Here is a 17,580-nt window from a genome sequence, read left to right as displayed (position 1 = left end):
TCAAAAAAATAGTCATAAAATAAAGTAAACGGACATGTGAATCTATACGCCCGTTTACCTCTCTCTCACTCTCCCAACAGCACACCAGAAATAACTATCTATACTTGCCGATTCCATACTCTCTCAATGGCAATAAAATGAAAGTAATCAAACACTTTCTTAGTTCAGAGCCTCTTACTGCAAAGTACGTTGCTTCAGGTGCGATGATAGCTGCTATGGCGCTAACCTCCTGCGTAATCGCTTCTGATACCGACCAAACACCCTGTCAGAGAGTATTCAATGACCCAGGAGCCCAGACCTACCTAGTGGGGTTTACACCTGAGACAGAAGACTATTTCAGTGCCACTCTGACTTCTGGTAATTTGACTCAGACTCCTTTACAGATCCTGAATTTTCAAAACGGCACTATGTATTATCACAGTGCCACCGACGACACTTGCAGCGAACTTGATCTGGATACAGATGACAGTGAGTGTATGACTCAGATGACCGTTATGGATGACCTGAAATTAAACTGGGTAGGTAAGTTCGATAAAAACCAGAAAGAAACCACCTATGGTATTTCAACAGGTCTGCCTGTACTGGATCATCTTTTTTTAGGATATGAGAAAAAAATTGATAAAGAGCTGATAACCGTGTTCGCAGCTGTCCCGAAACCAGTGAAGTGTGGGGGTTCATTTCAACAGGCCCTTCAAAATGCACTGAAAGGTACAAGCCTTAATGAATTGACCAAGTTTTGCACGAACTCAAAGGTTGAGGACAGAAATCGATGCATCGATTCACTTTCCAAGCTAAAGCAACTTCCTAAACCAAGACTTTGAAGCTACGGCATAAAAGGGTCACTGCTTTCATTGGTGACCCTTTCGTTAACACTACTGCTGATCAGATGTTTTGCTATCTAAGTGTGTAGACACACGTAATCGAATATTAAATGGCTATATCCCCGCCACCAGCGGGGACATAGCTTATGAATTCATATGTCCGGGTATTTACGCACTCTCCTGATTACGGGCTGTCCTGATGAGTATCCACACTGGAATGCTCGGTTTCTTCCATCAGTGTCTTCGATGCCTTGGCTACATTCTCTTCACTGCCATTGAACAGAACTAAAAACTCACCGGCTGACAAAGAATTCTCGTAGCGAACGATACTGTCTTTAGGAACACCCATTCCCGACAACCCTGCACCCAGAGCGGAAAGCCCTCCCATCACGGCAGCTCCTTCCAAACCACCGGCAATGGAAGCCACCAGAGGCCCTGCAATCACCAGAGGTCCCACACCGGGAATCACAAAGAATGCAGAGCCCAAAAGCAGTCCCCATAACCCTCCCCAAAATGCACCGACCTTACCCCAGGCTTTCATACGATCGCCTGTATTGTAATAACCCACTACATGTTCTTCGGTGTGATAGTCGTTGCCAACCACAGAAATTTTGGTCATATCAAAACCCGCATGTTGAAGCTTTTTTACGGCCTCATCTGCAGCATGATGTGATTTATAGGTAGCAACACAAGTTCTGGGTTTACTCATGGAGCAAGCCTCCAGATAGAGTGAAAAGAATCATCAAAGTGCAGACTTAAAAGTAGTCAGGTGTCGCAGGGCAGAGCAAGTAGAATGAGAGTAAATTAAGTGGACTCGGGTTTATAAACAGCATGAGTGAAGACGTATTTCGCACAAGTAAAAATATTCACGATAAAAAAACGGAGCCAGCTGGCTCCGTTTTTCAAACAACCTATCTTGCTTCAGGATTCTGAATCAGTTCTGAACAAAAGGTCGCTTGTGAGCAATTCCGGTATGACAATCAATACAGGATTTGCCGCTTTCTTCCCAGAAGACAGGGTCATGGCGTCTGGCTGCTCGGCCAGGCTGCTTATCCTTGTCCATCTTGGCAACATCATGACATTTCATACAAGTGGATGACTTCTGTTCATCCATTGTCTTCCATACATGCTCTGCTAGTCTGAGACGATGCTCGCTCTCAAAATTTTCCAGGTTAATGTCCTTAACCCAGTACTTCTTGTAGACATCCTTGATGCCGGAGCGAATTTTGGTTTCCATTTTTTCCAGAAATGGTTCGGGCACATGGCAGTCAGCACAAGAGGCTGACAGGCCGTGGACATTCTTGTAGTGGATAGATTCACGATACTCTTCCACCACAGTATCCATACCGATATGGCAACCGACACAGAATTCGTTGGAGTTGGTCATCTGCATGGACACATTAAATGTCAGCAGACCTCCAGCGCCCAAACCAAGAAAAAGAAAGGCGCCCATTGGAATGCCCAGCAGCCATTTGGCTGTTGGTCGCTTCCAGAGCTTTTCCCATAGCTCTTTCAGGAGTGGCTTTTTCATTGGTTAGTACTCATTTATCAGTGTTCCGCCCGAAGGCAGAACACTATGGGCTGAATTACTGTGCGTAACGCTTCTTGAACTCTTCCTGAGCTTTCAGACGAGCCTTCTTCACAGCTTCTGGTTCCTTACCGGAGAACCAGGCGTGTTCAGGACGGGACAGAATCTCGTCGAGCAGCTTGCGACCGCGCTTGGCAACGTCTTTCTTGCCATCGTGATCCGCTTCTTCCAGAAGTTCTTCAAACTCTGGCACCAGCTCGGTGTAGAAACGCTCAGCTACTTCAAACAGACCGTGCCACTGTACATAGTCAGGAGCATTCATAGCCGCACCGTGACGAGCACGACGACCTTCGTGGTGCCACAGGTAGAACCAGGTCCACTCGATCTTGTCGTCGAAGCCGGTAGGAGTGATCAGGCCTTCCTTCTTCAGGAACTTCATCATGCCTACACCTGGCTTGGCGAACTTGTCGTTATACAGATTAACGACACCGTCAAACTGAACGTAGAAGTTCTCAACCCATGTAGATGTGTGACAAGCGGAACAAACCTTCTTCATGTCATCACGACGAGCTTCCCAGGATTTAACCTTGCCACGTTGCTTGGCGTCGATCTTCTCGGAAACAGGTGGACGCAGAGTCCAGGAAATACGATCACCGATTTCGTGGGTGATTGGCAGTTCCTTGGTAGCAGACATATGGCAGGTCGCACAGGTAGGCGCTGCATCATAATCTTCACCCACAACCCACTTGGAAGAAGTCAGGTTCATCTCTTCTACGTTGCCGTAGAAAGCGATACCGTGCTTGGATTCTTCGTAGATTTCTTTCTGTGGATGGTCAGGACCCAGGTGACACTTACCGCATGCTTCAGGACGACGAGCCTGTTTGATATCAAACTCGTGACGCTGGTGACAAGCGTTACAGGAACCATTGGAACCGTCTGGGTTGATACGACCGATACCGGAGTTTGGCCAGGTAGCTGGATCCAGATCACCGTTTTCCATAACCTTGATTACGGAACCGTGGCACTGAGCACAACCGCTGACAGCAGCAGGAGAAGCGCCGTTCAGCATGATTTTGCCTTCAACCACTTCAGCCAGCATGTTGTCCAGAGAACCCAGAATCTTACCGGCAGACGCGTGGTGAGAAGCGGTAAACTCTTCTACTTCACGGCTGTGGCACTGAGCACAATCTTTTGGCGTAACCAGGACAGAAATATTGAAGCCTTCGTGCTTGATCGCATCTGGCTCGTTAGGCTTAGCCTGGTGACATTCGTAACAGCCCACATTTGCGCCGTAGTGCTTGGACTCGCCCCATTGCTGGAACAGGCCTCGGCTCTTGTCTTTGTGACAAGCGGCACATTGCTGACTTTCTTTGGAAAGGACGTCAAACGCCTTTAGATTTTGCGCAGTGGGGGCAGCTGATGCATTCATCGCCCCCAACGCTATTAACGCTACAGCAGCTTTTATAGCCACCCATTTAAGCAGTTTCATCACATACCCCCAGTACCTGAACACAGCTTTATTAACACGCACCGAAAAAGCAGAATCCTTTCGCTGATCTTCCACCCCGATACCGTGTCATATTTTTATCAAAGCACTGGGGTTTAAATCCTTGTTTTTCAGCCGCAACTGGCAACGCTCTAGGACAAGCGCTGCATTAATATATTAAGTGATCGCAAATTTGATTTCGTTTTTCGCCATTGATTCAGGTCAAGAAACCGTAAGTAATTTGTAAATATACCCCCAAGGGGGTAGCATAAAATTCATGCATAAATGCGGGTGAAAATTGTTCTCAAAAACATTGCTTAAATAAACAACAATTTTGATTTTAATAGGCGGCTGTCTTATAAAAAAACAGAGGCTTTCAAATAGTCTTTTGGTATCTAGTAGAAAAGATTGTTGTATAAGGATCCCCCGAAAGGGCTGTTCTCCGAAAAAGAGTCCAGAAGAGACCCTAGAAAAAACTCCAAAAATAAGAAGAATATGGAGGAGAAAATGCGTACGACTCAGTTACTGGTTCGTTTACTGCTAGGGCTTCCTGTAATGATCACAGGCTTATGGCTGATTATTCAGGGACCGGCGATTTACCTTCAGGAAACAAAAAATGCTTCTCTCTATCAAAGCCTTCAAAACAGAAGCCACTATGTTGTTCCTGAACTGAATGGCAATTACACCTGGGAAGAAGTCGAAGGTACCCCTGTCTACCGTCTTTCATACCAATATACCGTGGGTGACGTTGAATACAGTGGCGAATCCTACACTCGGCAGTTACCCGTATGGGATAGAGCTGAACTCTATTATCTGCCTGAAAAACCCCATATAAGCGCCCTTGATCCTCAACTGACTTATCATCGATTACTGGATGATAACACTTCGCTACTAACCGCCATTCTTGTTTTTACTCTCACTTTTGCCGTGGCTTCACTGATTTTATTGAGAAAGATATGGCATATCTCACTCAAACAGTCAGCGTCTGAAATCCCACATTTATAGACACTTCGTTGTATAAATATGAAGACCAGAAGCACTTTCATGCTTCACGTTCGCTCCGTCGATCATCCTAGTCTATACATTCTTCGATATAACCGTATTTGATTTGGTATGAACCGCCTGAATGCAGGCATACCTCCCCCACCTGCTTGTACCGGAACATCATGACTTCTGACGATGTCGACCAACCACAGAGAAACTCAGACAAGCTGACTGTCTTCCCGTTGATATTTATGACAGCGGCTCTTTTCATGACTCTGCGCAATATGCCAGCCATGGCTGAAACCGGTATGCAGATGATTGTGTTCAACCTGATTACCGTTTTTGTTTTCTTGATTCCGATAGCACTTGTATCAGCAGAACTGGCAACAGGCTGGCCTGAGAATGGTGTATTCCACTGGGTAGAAGCTGCTTTTGGCAATCAGGCTGGCTTTATGGCGGTGTGGTTGCAGTGGATCCAGAGCCTGTTTGGTATGACCAGCATTCTGGCTTACGTCGGTGGTTCTCTGGCTTATGTGTTTGCACCCGCCCTGGGGAGTAATAAGTACTTTGTAACCGCCACCATTATTCTGGTGTACTGGCTGGTCACTCTGGTCAATTTCAAGGGTACAAAGCAGTCTGGCATGATATCCAGTGTTGCCCTGCTGGCCGGTGTTATCACCCCCAGTATTCTGTTAATCATTGGCGGCCTGATCTATGTGATCTCAGGCGATACCATTCACCTTGATTATCAGTTTACTGCCAGCAATATGCTGCCATCGTTAGATGACACTGACAGCTTATTGCTCTTTCTCAGCTTTGTTTTTGGTTTTGCCGGCATAGAAGTGTCAGCCAGCCACGCCAGAGAAGTCGTCAATCCTCGCAAGAATTACCCTGTCGCCGTATTTTCTGCAGCAATCATCGGCTTTGTCATAACGCTGGGTGGAGGGCTCACCGTAGCCGCCATTATTCCGGCAGATCAGATCAATGAAATAAACGGAGCCACAGAAGCCTTCAACCTTCTCTGCAAGCAGTTTGATCTGCCCTGGCTGATTCCTGTTATTGCATTGCTGATTTCATTGGGTGCAGCTGGTCAGGTCAGCACATGGGTTGTTGGCCCTGCGAAAGGCATCTGGGCGGCAGGAAAAACAGGTACTCTGCCACCCTGGCTGTTAACCACTAACGAATGCGATGTGCCTGTCAGGCTCCTATTACTTCAAGCCAGCTGCATTACATTGGTAGGTCTTCTATTTTTATTTTTTGACGACGTTGGTAGTGTGTTCCTGATACTCACCTCTATTGCTGTCATTCTGTACAGCTTGATGTATCTGCTAATGTTTCTGGCAGCACTTAAGCTCAGGTACAGCCACTCCGAAACACCAAGAGCCTACAAAGTGCCTGGAGGAACACCCGGTATCTGGATTACCTGCCTGCTGGGCTGTCTCTGCTCACTGGCCTGTATTCTGATTGGCTTTATTCCTCCCGGCTCCCTTCCCATGTCGATCATAAGTTATGAACTTATGTTGTCGATTTTCTGCCTGATATCCATTGCCGGAGGCTATCTTCTAATACGGATGAAGAAGAGTCGCTGGAAAATTGATTAGCCTGATTCATCGTTATTTTCATACTCACTCATTGATCGTGGAGAGTGGCTGATGGTTTCTCGTGTTAAAAACGAAGCTGATAGCGTCTGTACCCCAAGCTATGCTGGCCGTGAAATGAACACCCCCGTGCCCAAATTTTCTCTGCCCGCATCTTCCATGTCCGCTCAAACCGCTTACAGGCTAATACACGACGAACTGATGCTGGATGGCAACTCCAGACTGAATCTCGCAACCTTCGTCACCACCTGGATGGAACCGGAAGCCGAAGCCCTTATGTCGGAAACCTTCGACAAAAACATGATCGACAAGGACGAATACCCCCAGACAGCCAGAATTGAAGAGCGCTGCATCAATATGGTGTCCAACCTGTTTCATGCGCCCGAGTCAGGTGTTGGTACGTCTGCAATCGGTTCCAGTGAAGCGGTCATGCTGGCGGGAATGGCGCTGAAGTGGAACTGGCGTGACCGCATGAAGACAAAAGGTAAACCTGTGGATAAACCTAACCTTGTCATGGGCAGCAATGTTCAGGTGGTCTGGGAGAAGTTCTGTCGTTACTGGGAAGTAGAGCCTCGTTATATCCCAATGGAAGAGGGCCGTTTTGTTATCGATACTGAATCAGTTATTAACACCGTCGATGAAAATACTATTGGGGTTGTCGCCATTCTGGGTACAACCTACACCGGAGAGTTTGAACCTGTTGAAGCCATTCACGATGCCCTGGTGGCGTACAACAAAGACAATGGTTACGACATTCCACTGCATGTAGACGCTGCCAGTGGTGGGTTTGTAGCACCGTTCATACATCAGAAAATGAAGTGGGATTTCAGGTTACCTCAGGTGAAATCCATTAACGTATCAGGGCACAAATACGGACTGGTCTACCCGGGTGTTGGGTGGATTATCTGGCGAGATGCAGATGAACTACCTGAAGATCTGATCTTTCATGTGAACTACCTTGGTGGAGATATGCCAACGTTCACTCTCAACTTTTCCCGCCCAGGCAATCAGGTTATTGCTCAGTATTACAACTTTATCCGCCTCGGCTTTGAAGGCTATCGTCGTATTATGTTGAGCCTGCAACAGATATCCATGCACATTGCGGAAGCCATCAGTGAACTTGAACACTTCCACATTATCAATAACGGCTCAACTATTCCTGTCATCGCAGTTTCCATAAATGCTGAACAAGCTGGCTTTGATGAATACGCGATCTCTGATGCTCTGAGAGTTTATGGCTGGCAGGTTCCCGCTTACACCATGCCGGAGAATATTCAAAACATGTCGGTGCTGCGTATGGTGATTCGGGAAGGGTTTTCCATGGATATGGCCGATGCCCTGATCAATGACTTCAAAAGAGCTATCGAGTATTGCGCTGGCAAGAAAGAGAACCAGAGTATGTTCTCTCACTAAAATACGACTTATTTTATAGAGGGGTTACGCCCCTCACCTCACCGTCCTCGTAAGAACAGCTTATCTAACTGCTCCATAGTCAACAGCGTCCATGTTGGGCGCCCATGGTTACACTGACCACTTCGCTCAGTCGCTTCCATATCTCGCAGCAGCCCGTTCATCTCTTCAATGGATAAGCGACGGTTAGCTCTGACAGAACCATGACAGGCCATGGTTGCCAGAATTTCATTGATCTGGCTTTCGACCCTGTCACTGCTGCCGTACTTGATAAGATCAGACAGAACATCACGAACCAGTTGTTCAACATCGGCATTGTGCAACATGACTGGCACCTGACGGACTAACAGGGTTTCCGGCCCCATACGTTCAAGAGCCAGACCCAGCTTTTGAAAATACTCAAGATTCTCTTCTGCGCAGGTCGCTTCTCTATCACTCACAGCAATGGATTTAGGCACCAGCAAAGGCTGGGCTTTGATACCTTCCGCATGCCATGAAATTTTCATGCGCTCATAAGTAATACGTTCATGGGCTGCGTGCATGTCCACCAGCACCATACCCTGCTCATTTTCAGAAAGAATATAAATGCCTTTCAGCTGAGCAATGGCAAACCCCAAAGGCGGCACTTCGGAACTCTGTTCTGGAAGATTAACTCTGGCAGGTGGAACCGAATCATTAACGGCCATGGCAACAGGTGTTTCAGACATTTCATGTCTGGGTGCGGCAGAAGCGTATAATTCACTGTAAGCCTGCACCTGACGCTGAACCTGCCCGGGGGCTGGAGTGTCCGGCAACTGACGGCCAGACTGAGTAAATCCTGTAGAAGAAGCGCTCGCTGCTGATGCAATGTTGTCACCGCCGTATGTGGCCGCAGGTTCATTCACCAGGCTCATGGATTCCTGATTTTTAAACTCGCCACCTGCAACACCTGTAGCTACTTCCTGAGATTGGTTCAGACTTCCGCCTGGTGGTAATGCATCTTCAGGGGACACCTTAGCCAAAGCTCGATGCAGAGTACTGAACAGAAAGTTATGAACCGTACGGCCATCACGGAAACGGACTTCGTGCTTGGTTGGGTGAACATTGACGTCCACCATCGCGGGATCCAGATCCAGATACAAAACAAACGTTGGATGCCTGCCGTTGTACAGAACATCACGATAAGCCTGACGAACCGCATGGGCCACCAGCTTGTCACGAATCACACGGCCATTGACAAAAAAGTACTGAAGATCGGCACTGGAGCGAGAAAACGTTGGCAGCCCTACCCAGCCCCAAAGTTTTAAACCTGAAACGTCAACATCAATAATGACAGCGTTTTCAATAAACTTCGGACCGCAGAGAGAAGCAACTCGTCGGTCTTTCTCGGCCTGAGTCGTACAGGGACGCAACTGGTGAATACTGCGCTGGTTGTGACGCAAGCCAAAACCCACATCAAAACGTGACAGTGCCAGTCGTTTCACCACTTCTTCCAGATGGGAGAACTCGGTCTTTTCTGTACGGAGAAACTTTCGGCGGGCGGGCGTATTAAAGAACAGGTCTTTAACTTCAATGGTTGTGCCAACAGGGTGAGGTGCCGGATTGACGATCGCTTCCATATCCCGGCCTTCAGTACGCACCTGCCAGCCGGATTCCTGTCCTTCTGTATTGGAGGTCAGCGTCAGTCGGGAAACAGAACTGACCGATGCCAGGGCTTCACCGCGGAAACCAAGGGTTGCCACGCCTTCAAGGTCTTCAAGTTCGGATATTTTACTGGTGGCATGCCGTGACAGCGCCAGAGCCAGGTCATTCTTTTGAATACCATGTCCATCATCACGAATTCTAATCAGCTTTACGCCACCACTTTCCACCTCGACATTGACCCGTTTGGCACCCGCATCAAGACTGTTTTCCAACAGTTCTTTCACGACAGAAGCCGGGCGCTCGACCACTTCACCAGCGGCAATCTGGTTGGCAAGACGGTTATCAAGAAGACGAATGGATTTCATAAATGGGAACAAGGATCCGGACAGAAACTGAACCCCAAAGGTTAACAGTGGTTTTTATGGATTGCTACGCCAGAGAACCTTAAGTCTGAGCTGATTAAAGGACCATCTTCATCACAAGCCAAGGCAGCAGATTCACAGAAGCATCCTTCAATGCAGGGATAGGATTCCTGTCGCAATAAAGAGCCCGCCCTTCCCTCCATACATCAGATACACGCCATAGCTTCAACAGTATTGGTAAAGCTGTCGCAGCAGGCCCCAGAACAGAACTGGCACCGGTAAGCAGTAATATCTGGATAGCTCTTCTGCCCAGGTTCTGGGTAACCTCATACTTAACCTTATTCTTAAGCTGTTTTTTGATAAAACCTTCAAGTTTCGTCAATCGTTCATTGGAAACAACCTTGCCAGCAATATTCTCAAGTTTTTGCCCCGTAGGCTTGAGAGGTTTCGCCATACGAGACAGCAGCCTCCAGATTCTTTCTGCAACAGAATTATCAATTTCATCGCCACCTTCTGCAGCAACCTTCTTGAGCTCTTCCAGTGCCAGTAAATCCTCTTCAGTAATCCCTGCATCTTTCCAGATCTTTTCCGGAGCCAATGGCTGGCAGAATTCAGCCTGCGCTCCCCAACTAAAATTTTTGCTCTCAATGCCTGGCTGATCGTCAGCCTGGATAGTGATAAGAGGCTGCGTTCCGGGTTGCGCCTGCGGCTTCCTGCCTTTCGTGCGGGCCAGAAGAGCAAAGCATAAGCGGCTTAATCTTTCGCGGATCGTTTGTTTATTTTTACCAGCAGACTTAATGTCACTGTGAGAAGGTAAGGTTTCTGGCTGGAAAGACCGCGTTTCCGGTTCAGCAGAATGGAGAGCAACCGAATCAAGAACTTCATTACTCTCAGCAGAGTAAAGTGGATCAAATTCAGCAACAAGCCTTACAGAAAGTTGCTTTTTCTGCTCATGAGATGAAGCCTTTCTGGGGATCTGCTGCTCTACAGTTAAAGCCGGAGTTTCATTGCCAGAACCTGTAGGCACGGCACCATCTACTGGTAAACCAGTATGTGCTACTCCGTGTTGATTAGGTCCTGAAATCATGGCAACTCCCTCTCATTACTCCTTGTTCTAGAGCAACTATAGAGAGGAAGTTCCCGGAAATGACTGACAACCTTGTCAGTATGGCTGTCAAAAGTGTCAAAAGGAGGATCTGAGTCAGGAAACCCTGATCAAAGAGGGCCTTCAGCCCCCATGATCGTGAGCCTGTAGCCATGATCTGCTAACAGTTTTTTCGCCCTGCCCCAGCAGACAATCATGGGAATCAGTAGAAATGGTGCCAGAATAATAAGCAGGAAAGTTATCGCAACGGTTGGTTTACCAGATGTCAGCCAGGCCAGCCGCAGTACACCCAACCAGAAAATTACAACGACGAATAAAGCCACACCATTCAACAGAGTGGCATCCAGCAGTCCAAGGTATCTAATCAAAAAGACACTCAGTATCAGACCGATACTTCCGGTCAGCATTCTGGCTGTACCGGAAATTTTCTCAACGTAATCAGCATTTATAGACTGATCAGGTTCCATAACCACCTCAATATGGAATCAATTAGGTATCACCAGCACCTGTCCGGTTCTGATTCGGTCAGCGCGACCAATCCGGTTCACTCGCTTCAACGAAGTCAGGCTGATCTCAAACTTGCTGGCAATTTCTGAAAGCGTATCTCCGGCTCTGATCACATAACGATCAGGTCGGGTGTTAACCTTACCCTGTTTTTTCAGTTTGGCAATCAGACTGTCAGGCGGCGGTTTCTTAACAAAGTAACTCTTCACACCTTTAAAAATCTGGCGAGCCATAGATCTCTGATGATTACGACTCTTCAGCTTTCGGCTTTCTTTCGGGTTAGAGATAAAACCTGTTTCCACCAGAATCGAAGGAATATCTGGTGATTTCAACACCGCAAAACCTGCCTGCTCAACGTTCTTTTTATGCAGTCGATTAATGCCACCAATATTTTTCAGTACCATATCACCCACTTCCAGACTGGAAGAGAGCGTAGAGGTCATGGAAAGGTCGAGTAAAACACCGGCAAGGATGTCGTCCTTGTCACTCAGGGAAATACCGCCTTCACCACCAATCTGATCCGACGAGTTTTCTTTCTGGGCCAGCCAGCGTGCCGTTTCTGAAGTGGCACCGCCACGGGACAACGCAAAGACTGAAGCGCCATTCGCTCTGAAATCCCTGAAAGCGTCGGCATGAACAGAGACAAAAAGATCGGCTTCCGCCTTACGGGCAATCTTCGTTCGCTGACGCAGAGGAATATAATAATCCCCTGTTCGTACCAGTACAGGCTTAAAACCTTTTTCTTTTCTAAGAAGTGCTGCCAGCTCTTTGGCAATTTTCAGTGTTACGGCTTTTTCATGGCCACCACCATAAGCTTTAGCACCAGGGTCTTCACCACCGTGACCAGCATCAATGGCCACTACTATATCCCTGTTCGCTGATGGTGGAGCAATCGGTCTGATTACTGCTTGCTGTTTCTCTTCTTCCTCATCAAACAGATCAACAACAAGCCGGTATCCATAAGTAGCATTTGGCTTTAGTAGAAAGCTTTTACTGGTCAGCTTTTCTTTAAGATCCAAAACAATTCGTAGATCCTTTTTGTTTCTAACACCATAGCGGACTTTCTTGATCGGGGTATTGGTAAGACTTGGACTGATCACCAGAGAAGATTTGGTAGTGTCATGGATATCCAGAACCAGTCGGTCCGGCTTATCCAGAAAAAATTGGGAGTGTCGTACATCACCGGTGATATCAAACACCAGACGAGTTTTGTCCGGTGAACGCCAGAGACGAATGTCATTAATCTTTTCTGCAAAAGCTTGCACAGGGCTTAATATCAGCCCTGAAATCAGTAGAAAAAACAGACTTCTGACAATTCCACGGTTTGTATTTTTAGCGTTTGGTCCAGCTGTTAAAATCGTCGGTCGATACATCAGGACTCCTGCAATCCCTGCAGTTTTTTCAGCATTTCCTGTCCTTTTTCTGTTCCGGCTTTCACGCTTGCCTTTCTGCCTGGCAGGTTGTAATCCAGAACTACCCACAGATCAGCTGCAGGCAGCGCGCCCTCTCCTTTGCAGGGCCACTCGATCAGGCAGAGACTCTCTTCCTCAAAATAGTCACGACCACCGATGAACTCCAGTTCTTCCGGATCTGCCAAACGGTATAAGTCAAAGTGATAAACCTGACGACCTTCAACCGTGTAAGGCTCTACCAGCGTATAGGTTGGGCTTTTAACGGCACCTTTATGCCCCATATGCTGCAGAATGCCACGACTCAGGGTTGTTTTACCCGCGCCGAGATTACCTTCCAGATAAACAACCGCATGGCCTGCGGTTACTTCAGCCAGCTGCTGGCCGAAAGCCACCATTTCATCTTCGTTATCAATCAGCAGTTCTATGCTGGAATCCGTGTAATCCACTGTCATCTATTCTTTAGTTTCTGTTCGCCAGCTGGTTCAACTGCTGACGTATCACTGGAATTAATTCTGTCGCCAGCAGACCTATTTCACCCTGCTGTGCTGCTATCTTATCTGCAGCACTGGCATGAAGCCATGCACCCAGCCGGGCAGCATCAAAGGCTGCTATTGATTGCGCCAACAGTGCGCCAATCACACCACTGAGCACGTCGCCCATACCTGCAACGGCCATCCCCGGATTACCCGCTGAACAGAGATTCAGTTCAGCGCCGTCATAAATCAGGGTGCCAGCGCCCTTAAGCAGAGCAATGGTTTCACAATAGCTACCGTAAGTACGACAAAGTTCTTTTACTGACGCAACCCTGTTTTCACTAATCTTACGTGAGCTTACCTGCAATAATCGCCCCGCTTCACCAGCATGGGGCGTCAGAATCATCGGGGACTTTCTACCCTGAAGCAATTGCGGATCATCCGCAATCAGGTTTAAAGCATCAGCATCAACCACCAGAGGACACTCGGCTTTCAGTGCTTCCCTCAACAGTTTTTTTGCCCAGTCATCTCTTCCCAGTCCAGGGCCAATGACGATAGCCGTTTTATTCTTGAGCAAAGTCTTCAATGCCTGACCATCAACAACACTTGAAGCCATCACTTCCGGTCTTCTGACGGCCAGAGCCGGAAGATTTTCCTGTCGTGTTGCAACGGTTACTTTGCCTGCACCACAGCTTATAGCTGCTTCAGCAGCCATAATCACGGCTCCCGGCATACCATGGTTGCCACCAGTGAGCAGTAAATGTCCATGATCACCTTTATGAGAATTTCTCGTTCTAGGCTTTATCAATGGGCTTAAATTCTGTTCAGACAGCCTGATGCTGCTGGGTTGAAGCTGTTGATAAGCCTGTTCATGTACATTCAAATCACTGAATGCCACTCTACCCGCGAGTTCAGTGCCATTGCCTGTTAAAAGCCCCTGTTTCATGCCTATAAAGGTCACTGTCAGATCTGCTGAAACAGCAATTCCCATGACACTGCCAGTATCTGCATTCAAACCCGATGGAATATCTACAGCCAGGACAGGCCTGCCTGATTGATTGATCAGATTAACAGCCTGCAGATATTTGCCAGAAACATCACGGCCAAGACCGGTTCCCAGCATCGCATCCACTAGCACATCCGCTGTCAGAGTCGTTGCTTCTGCAAAGGGCTGAATATCAACGTTTTCGAATTTACAGGCTTCATAAGCTTTTAAAGCATCACCTGACAATTTGTCAGGACTGGATAACCAGCAAACCTGAACCTTAAAACCTTTTTTTGCAGCCAGCATGGCTACCAGATAGCCATCACCACCGTTATTACCACCACCGCAGAGCACATCGATACTCTGGGCATCTGGCCATTCAACCTGCAACTCATTAAAGGCAGCTTGAGCAGCACGAGTCATCAGCTCAAAACCATCAATACCACACTGATTAGTGGCAAATTTGTCCAGTTGCCGAACCTGCTCGGCGGTGTACAAATTCTCAGGAAGATTGTTATGACGGCCAGTCATTGAGCCCTCTCACGCCAGATTGTGTTCTCAATCAGAGTCACTCTGTTCTTTGATATTGTACATTGATTCCAGATCACTGACTCCCCGGAGCATTCCAGAACACTCTGAAACAGTGCTGCATCCCCGATCAATCAGAGGGCATTTCAACTAACTACATGAGCAATTTAATTTCCAATGATCATAAAATTTGAGCAAACAGCAATATATCATTCCCGCGACAGCGCCATACAGGTGAGCGTCTACAACGGTTGGAATTCCTGCAAACGCAGAGGTAATAACTTCCTGCTTTTGCCACTGTTCAAAAACCACCTTCCCGAGAATAATCAGAAGAACACCCAAGTTCACCAGCTTGTCCTTTTGAAAGGTCATAACAGCACCAACAACCATTAGCCCTGTCAGAACCCCTGAAAAGCCAACGTATCGTTCAATACCAGGATTGTTAAACCAGAGTCCTGCCGACACTGTCAGTGACAAAAACAACAGCAATAACAGTGTTAGTCTCTGCTCAGAACCATATAGCCCGGCGAAAGCTACCAGTACCAGACTGTTCATTGCCAGATGTTGCCATGACAAATGAACAAAATGAGGAGTAATCAGCCGCCACCAGTCACCACCAGCAAGACCTGAGCGACTGAAAGCCAGAAAATCCTGCCAGTTTTCAGGGGCGAACTGGGTCACAAAAAACAGAGCCAGACAAAGATTCACTGGAAGCAACCAGTGCTTTGGTGATAATTGCTGAATAAATTTCATACACGACTAACGTTGTATCTTCATACAGAGATCAGGATCTTCTGCATAAAGATAAGTGGCTTGACTGCCCAACAGGGATACAGCGCTTGAATTCGCTCCAAACAATAAAAGTTAATGGAAGTCTGATCAATTGATTAAGTTAGCAAGGGGCCCTGAAGACCTGTCAGGTTCCGGAAAAAGTCTGCTGAGAACTCTCACATCTCATGGCCTGTTTACAGGTGTTCTTTTATCAGCGACGTTTTTGGCCAGTCAGCTGGCCTCTGCCGGACAAACTCTGGACGTTAGCATTCAGGGCTCTCCTTACCAGCTTAACCTTGAGGCTACGAAATCGACTGCAACGTTAGAAACATCCGCCCGCCACTTTCGTGGCAAGGTTACAGGAGAAGATGGTAGCTGGGCTGTGGTATCGAAGTTGAATGGCAGCTGGCAGGGTGTCGTTTCTCTGACTGGCGAACTCTATACCATTAATCGTCCTGTCAATCAGCTTGCATCTCTTTCAGTTCAAGACTCTGAAAACCGTCTTTTACATAAAAGCTCAGCTCCTGAAGTTGAAACAGAGTTAATGACTGATTTCGCAGGGAAAACCTGTGGACTGAAACATAGAGAAAGTTCAAACAGATCCTTTTCAGAGCAACCTTTTGGGCAGTTATCAAACAGTCGCACTAGCAGGCTGAGTTATTCAACATTGTGTGACTCAAAGGTCGATAATATCTGCCTGCTGCCCAAACTTGAGATTGTCGCTGACCAGTCTTTTCAGAACAAGGTTAACCAATCAGGCAACAACTCTGATGATCAGATCCAACTGTTGATCAATATTGTTGAAGAATACTACCGACGAGACTTCAGCATTGCTTTCAGAACCATCAATGTTGAGCTGCTGAACAACCGGGTGTTCACTGCCAGCAACAATGCCGACACTTTAATAGCTGACGTTCGTAACAAAAGAGAAGGCGGGCAGCTGTCTTTCGAAAAAGACCCTTATTCCATCATGCATTTACTGACCGGGCGAGAGTTTGATGATAGTACATTAGGTGTCGCAACAGTCCGTAGCACCTGCTATCGCCATTCAGCTACCGGCATCAATGAGCTGCAAACCTTTACCAACAATACTCCCAACATCGCCAAAACAGCACTGATTGTGGCCCATGAAATCGGTCACAACATGGGCTCCGAGCACGATGGAGATAGAGGGGCAGGCGGAAACGACTGCAGCAGCTCTGAGTACATCATGGGTTCCACCCTTAACCCTCAGGCAGCAGGGTTTTCATCATGTTCCTCAGATTATGTAAGAAGCCATATTAGCCGTATTGGAGATCCTGAAAGCTGCCTGAGTTTCCCTGTCGATGTCAGTCTCAATAAAACCACTGAAAGCGCCATCACCGTTGAAGCCGATACGCCCTTCACCCTGAGATATAACCTGACTACTGAAAATGGTTTTGTTGCTCTGCCAGATGTGCAGGTCAGAGGAACTATAACTGCTGGCTCAGGCAGACTACTCTCTGCAAGACTGGCCGGGACGGAATGTAATGTTGACGACAATGGTCAGAACTATACCTGCGAGCTTACCGAACCTCCCGCTACAACCCTTCTGGAAGTAGAAGCTCAGTTGAGTGAGGCTGGAGTGCAGGGCTCAACAAAAATTTCCAGCGAAGCATTGATAAAAACTGGCAATAACCTAGTTGATCTCAACACCAGTAATAACACTTTAACGACCAATTTTACTTCAGGATCTACAAACACACCCTTACCACCAGAGCCTGTACCTGTACCTCTCCCAACACCTAAACCAAAGCCAACTCCGGAAACAAATAAACCAGAATCTGGCGCTGTACCTTCAAAACCCGAGCCAGAAACAACACCTGCTTCATCTGGCGGTGGTGGTGGCGGAGGTGGCTCCCAAGGGCCATTCGGATTGCTTTTAATTGCTGTGATGGCTCTATCACACTACAAACGCCGTCTATCAAATTAAAAGGCACTCGCAGCAGCTTGCATGCAGTATGGAGATCAA

The 17,580-nt window shown here is 47.4% G+C and carries 15 protein-coding genes; 5 read left to right on the top strand and 10 right to left on the bottom strand.

Features of this window, described 5'->3' with window-relative positions; translation table 11 throughout:
* Window positions 1-137 precede the first annotated feature (137 nt).
* On the top strand, window positions 138-821 hold the full coding sequence (locus EOPP23_RS01465; RefSeq protein WP_153764203.1) for a hypothetical protein: 684 nt from the start codon (window positions 138-140) through the stop codon (window positions 819-821).
* Between the two features lie 184 nt (window positions 822-1,005).
* Here the strand turns inward: EOPP23_RS01465 and EOPP23_RS01460 are convergent, their stop codons facing one another.
* From EOPP23_RS01460 to EOPP23_RS01450, 3 genes are all read right to left on the bottom strand, one after another.
* Entirely contained in the window at window positions 1,006-1,530 is a 525-nt protein-coding gene (locus tag EOPP23_RS01460) for a general stress protein (protein ID WP_153764202.1), read from the bottom strand.
* 225 nt (window positions 1,531-1,755) lie between these two features.
* Window positions 1,756-2,352, bottom strand: a complete 597-nt coding sequence (locus EOPP23_RS01455) for a NapC/NirT family cytochrome c (RefSeq protein WP_153764201.1) — start codon at window positions 2,350-2,352, stop codon at window positions 1,756-1,758.
* Window positions 2,353-2,407: 55 nt separating this feature from the next.
* Window positions 2,408-3,838, bottom strand: coding sequence for a multiheme c-type cytochrome (locus EOPP23_RS01450; protein ID WP_153764200.1), 1,431 nt, complete (start codon window positions 3,836-3,838; stop codon window positions 2,408-2,410).
* Window positions 3,839-4,342: 504 nt separating this feature from the next.
* Here EOPP23_RS01450 and EOPP23_RS01445 point away from each other — a divergent pair.
* From EOPP23_RS01445 to EOPP23_RS01435, 3 genes are all read left to right on the top strand, one after another.
* Window positions 4,343-4,840: a hypothetical protein gene (locus EOPP23_RS01445; RefSeq protein ID WP_153764199.1), complete on the top strand. Its 498-nt coding sequence runs from the start codon at window positions 4,343-4,345 to the stop codon at window positions 4,838-4,840.
* A gap of 161 nt (window positions 4,841-5,001) precedes the next feature.
* Window positions 5,002-6,420, top strand: a complete 1,419-nt coding sequence (locus EOPP23_RS01440; protein WP_153764198.1) for an APC family permease — start codon at window positions 5,002-5,004, stop codon at window positions 6,418-6,420.
* A gap of 51 nt (window positions 6,421-6,471) precedes the next feature.
* On the top strand, window positions 6,472-7,830 hold the full coding sequence (locus EOPP23_RS01435) for a glutamate decarboxylase (RefSeq protein ID WP_153764197.1): 1,359 nt from the start codon (window positions 6,472-6,474) through the stop codon (window positions 7,828-7,830).
* Window positions 7,831-7,868: 38 nt separating this feature from the next.
* Here EOPP23_RS01435 and mutL read toward each other — a convergent pair whose 3' ends face one another.
* From mutL to rrtA, 7 genes are all read right to left on the bottom strand, one after another.
* The gene (gene mutL / locus EOPP23_RS01430) at window positions 7,869-9,815 is read right to left on the bottom strand and encodes a DNA mismatch repair endonuclease MutL (RefSeq protein WP_153764196.1); all 1,947 of its coding nucleotides are present in this window, start codon (window positions 9,813-9,815) and stop codon (window positions 7,869-7,871) included.
* A gap of 94 nt (window positions 9,816-9,909) precedes the next feature.
* Window positions 9,910-10,899 carry a hypothetical protein gene (locus tag EOPP23_RS01425; protein ID WP_153764195.1) on the bottom strand — a complete coding sequence of 330 codons (990 nt, stop codon included), beginning with the start codon at window positions 10,897-10,899 and terminating at the stop codon, window positions 9,910-9,912.
* Between the two features lie 128 nt (window positions 10,900-11,027).
* Window positions 11,028-11,384, bottom strand: coding sequence for a hypothetical protein (locus tag EOPP23_RS01420; RefSeq protein ID WP_153764194.1), 357 nt, complete (start codon window positions 11,382-11,384; stop codon window positions 11,028-11,030).
* Window positions 11,385-11,402: 18 nt separating this feature from the next.
* A complete protein-coding gene (locus tag EOPP23_RS01415) occupies window positions 11,403-12,794 on the bottom strand; it encodes an N-acetylmuramoyl-L-alanine amidase (RefSeq protein ID WP_153764193.1) in 1,392 nt (463 codons plus the stop codon).
* On the bottom strand, window positions 12,794-13,285 hold the full coding sequence (gene tsaE / locus EOPP23_RS01410; RefSeq protein ID WP_153764192.1) for a tRNA (adenosine(37)-N6)-threonylcarbamoyltransferase complex ATPase subunit type 1 TsaE: 492 nt from the start codon (window positions 13,283-13,285) through the stop codon (window positions 12,794-12,796). Before tsaE ends, EOPP23_RS01415 begins: the two co-directional genes overlap by 1 nt.
* Before the next feature lie 7 nt (window positions 13,286-13,292).
* Entirely contained in the window at window positions 13,293-14,822 is a 1,530-nt protein-coding gene (locus EOPP23_RS01405; protein WP_153764191.1) for an NAD(P)H-hydrate dehydratase, read from the bottom strand.
* Between the two features lie 147 nt (window positions 14,823-14,969).
* On the bottom strand, window positions 14,970-15,572 hold the full coding sequence (gene rrtA, locus EOPP23_RS01400) for a rhombosortase (RefSeq protein ID WP_153764190.1): 603 nt from the start codon (window positions 15,570-15,572) through the stop codon (window positions 14,970-14,972).
* Between the two features lie 130 nt (window positions 15,573-15,702).
* On the opposite strand from rrtA, the gene EOPP23_RS01395 reads away from it, so the two are divergent.
* Complete coding sequence (locus EOPP23_RS01395; protein ID WP_153764189.1) at window positions 15,703-17,541, top strand: M12 family metallo-peptidase; 1,839 nt, start codon at window positions 15,703-15,705, stop codon at window positions 17,539-17,541.
* The last annotated feature ends 39 nt before the right edge of the window (window positions 17,542-17,580 follow it).

Source organism: Endozoicomonas sp. OPT23 (assembly GCF_009653635.1).
Lineage (GTDB): Bacteria > Pseudomonadota > Gammaproteobacteria > Pseudomonadales > Endozoicomonadaceae > Endozoicomonas_A.
This window is presented reverse-complemented; position numbering and strand designations above follow the sequence as displayed.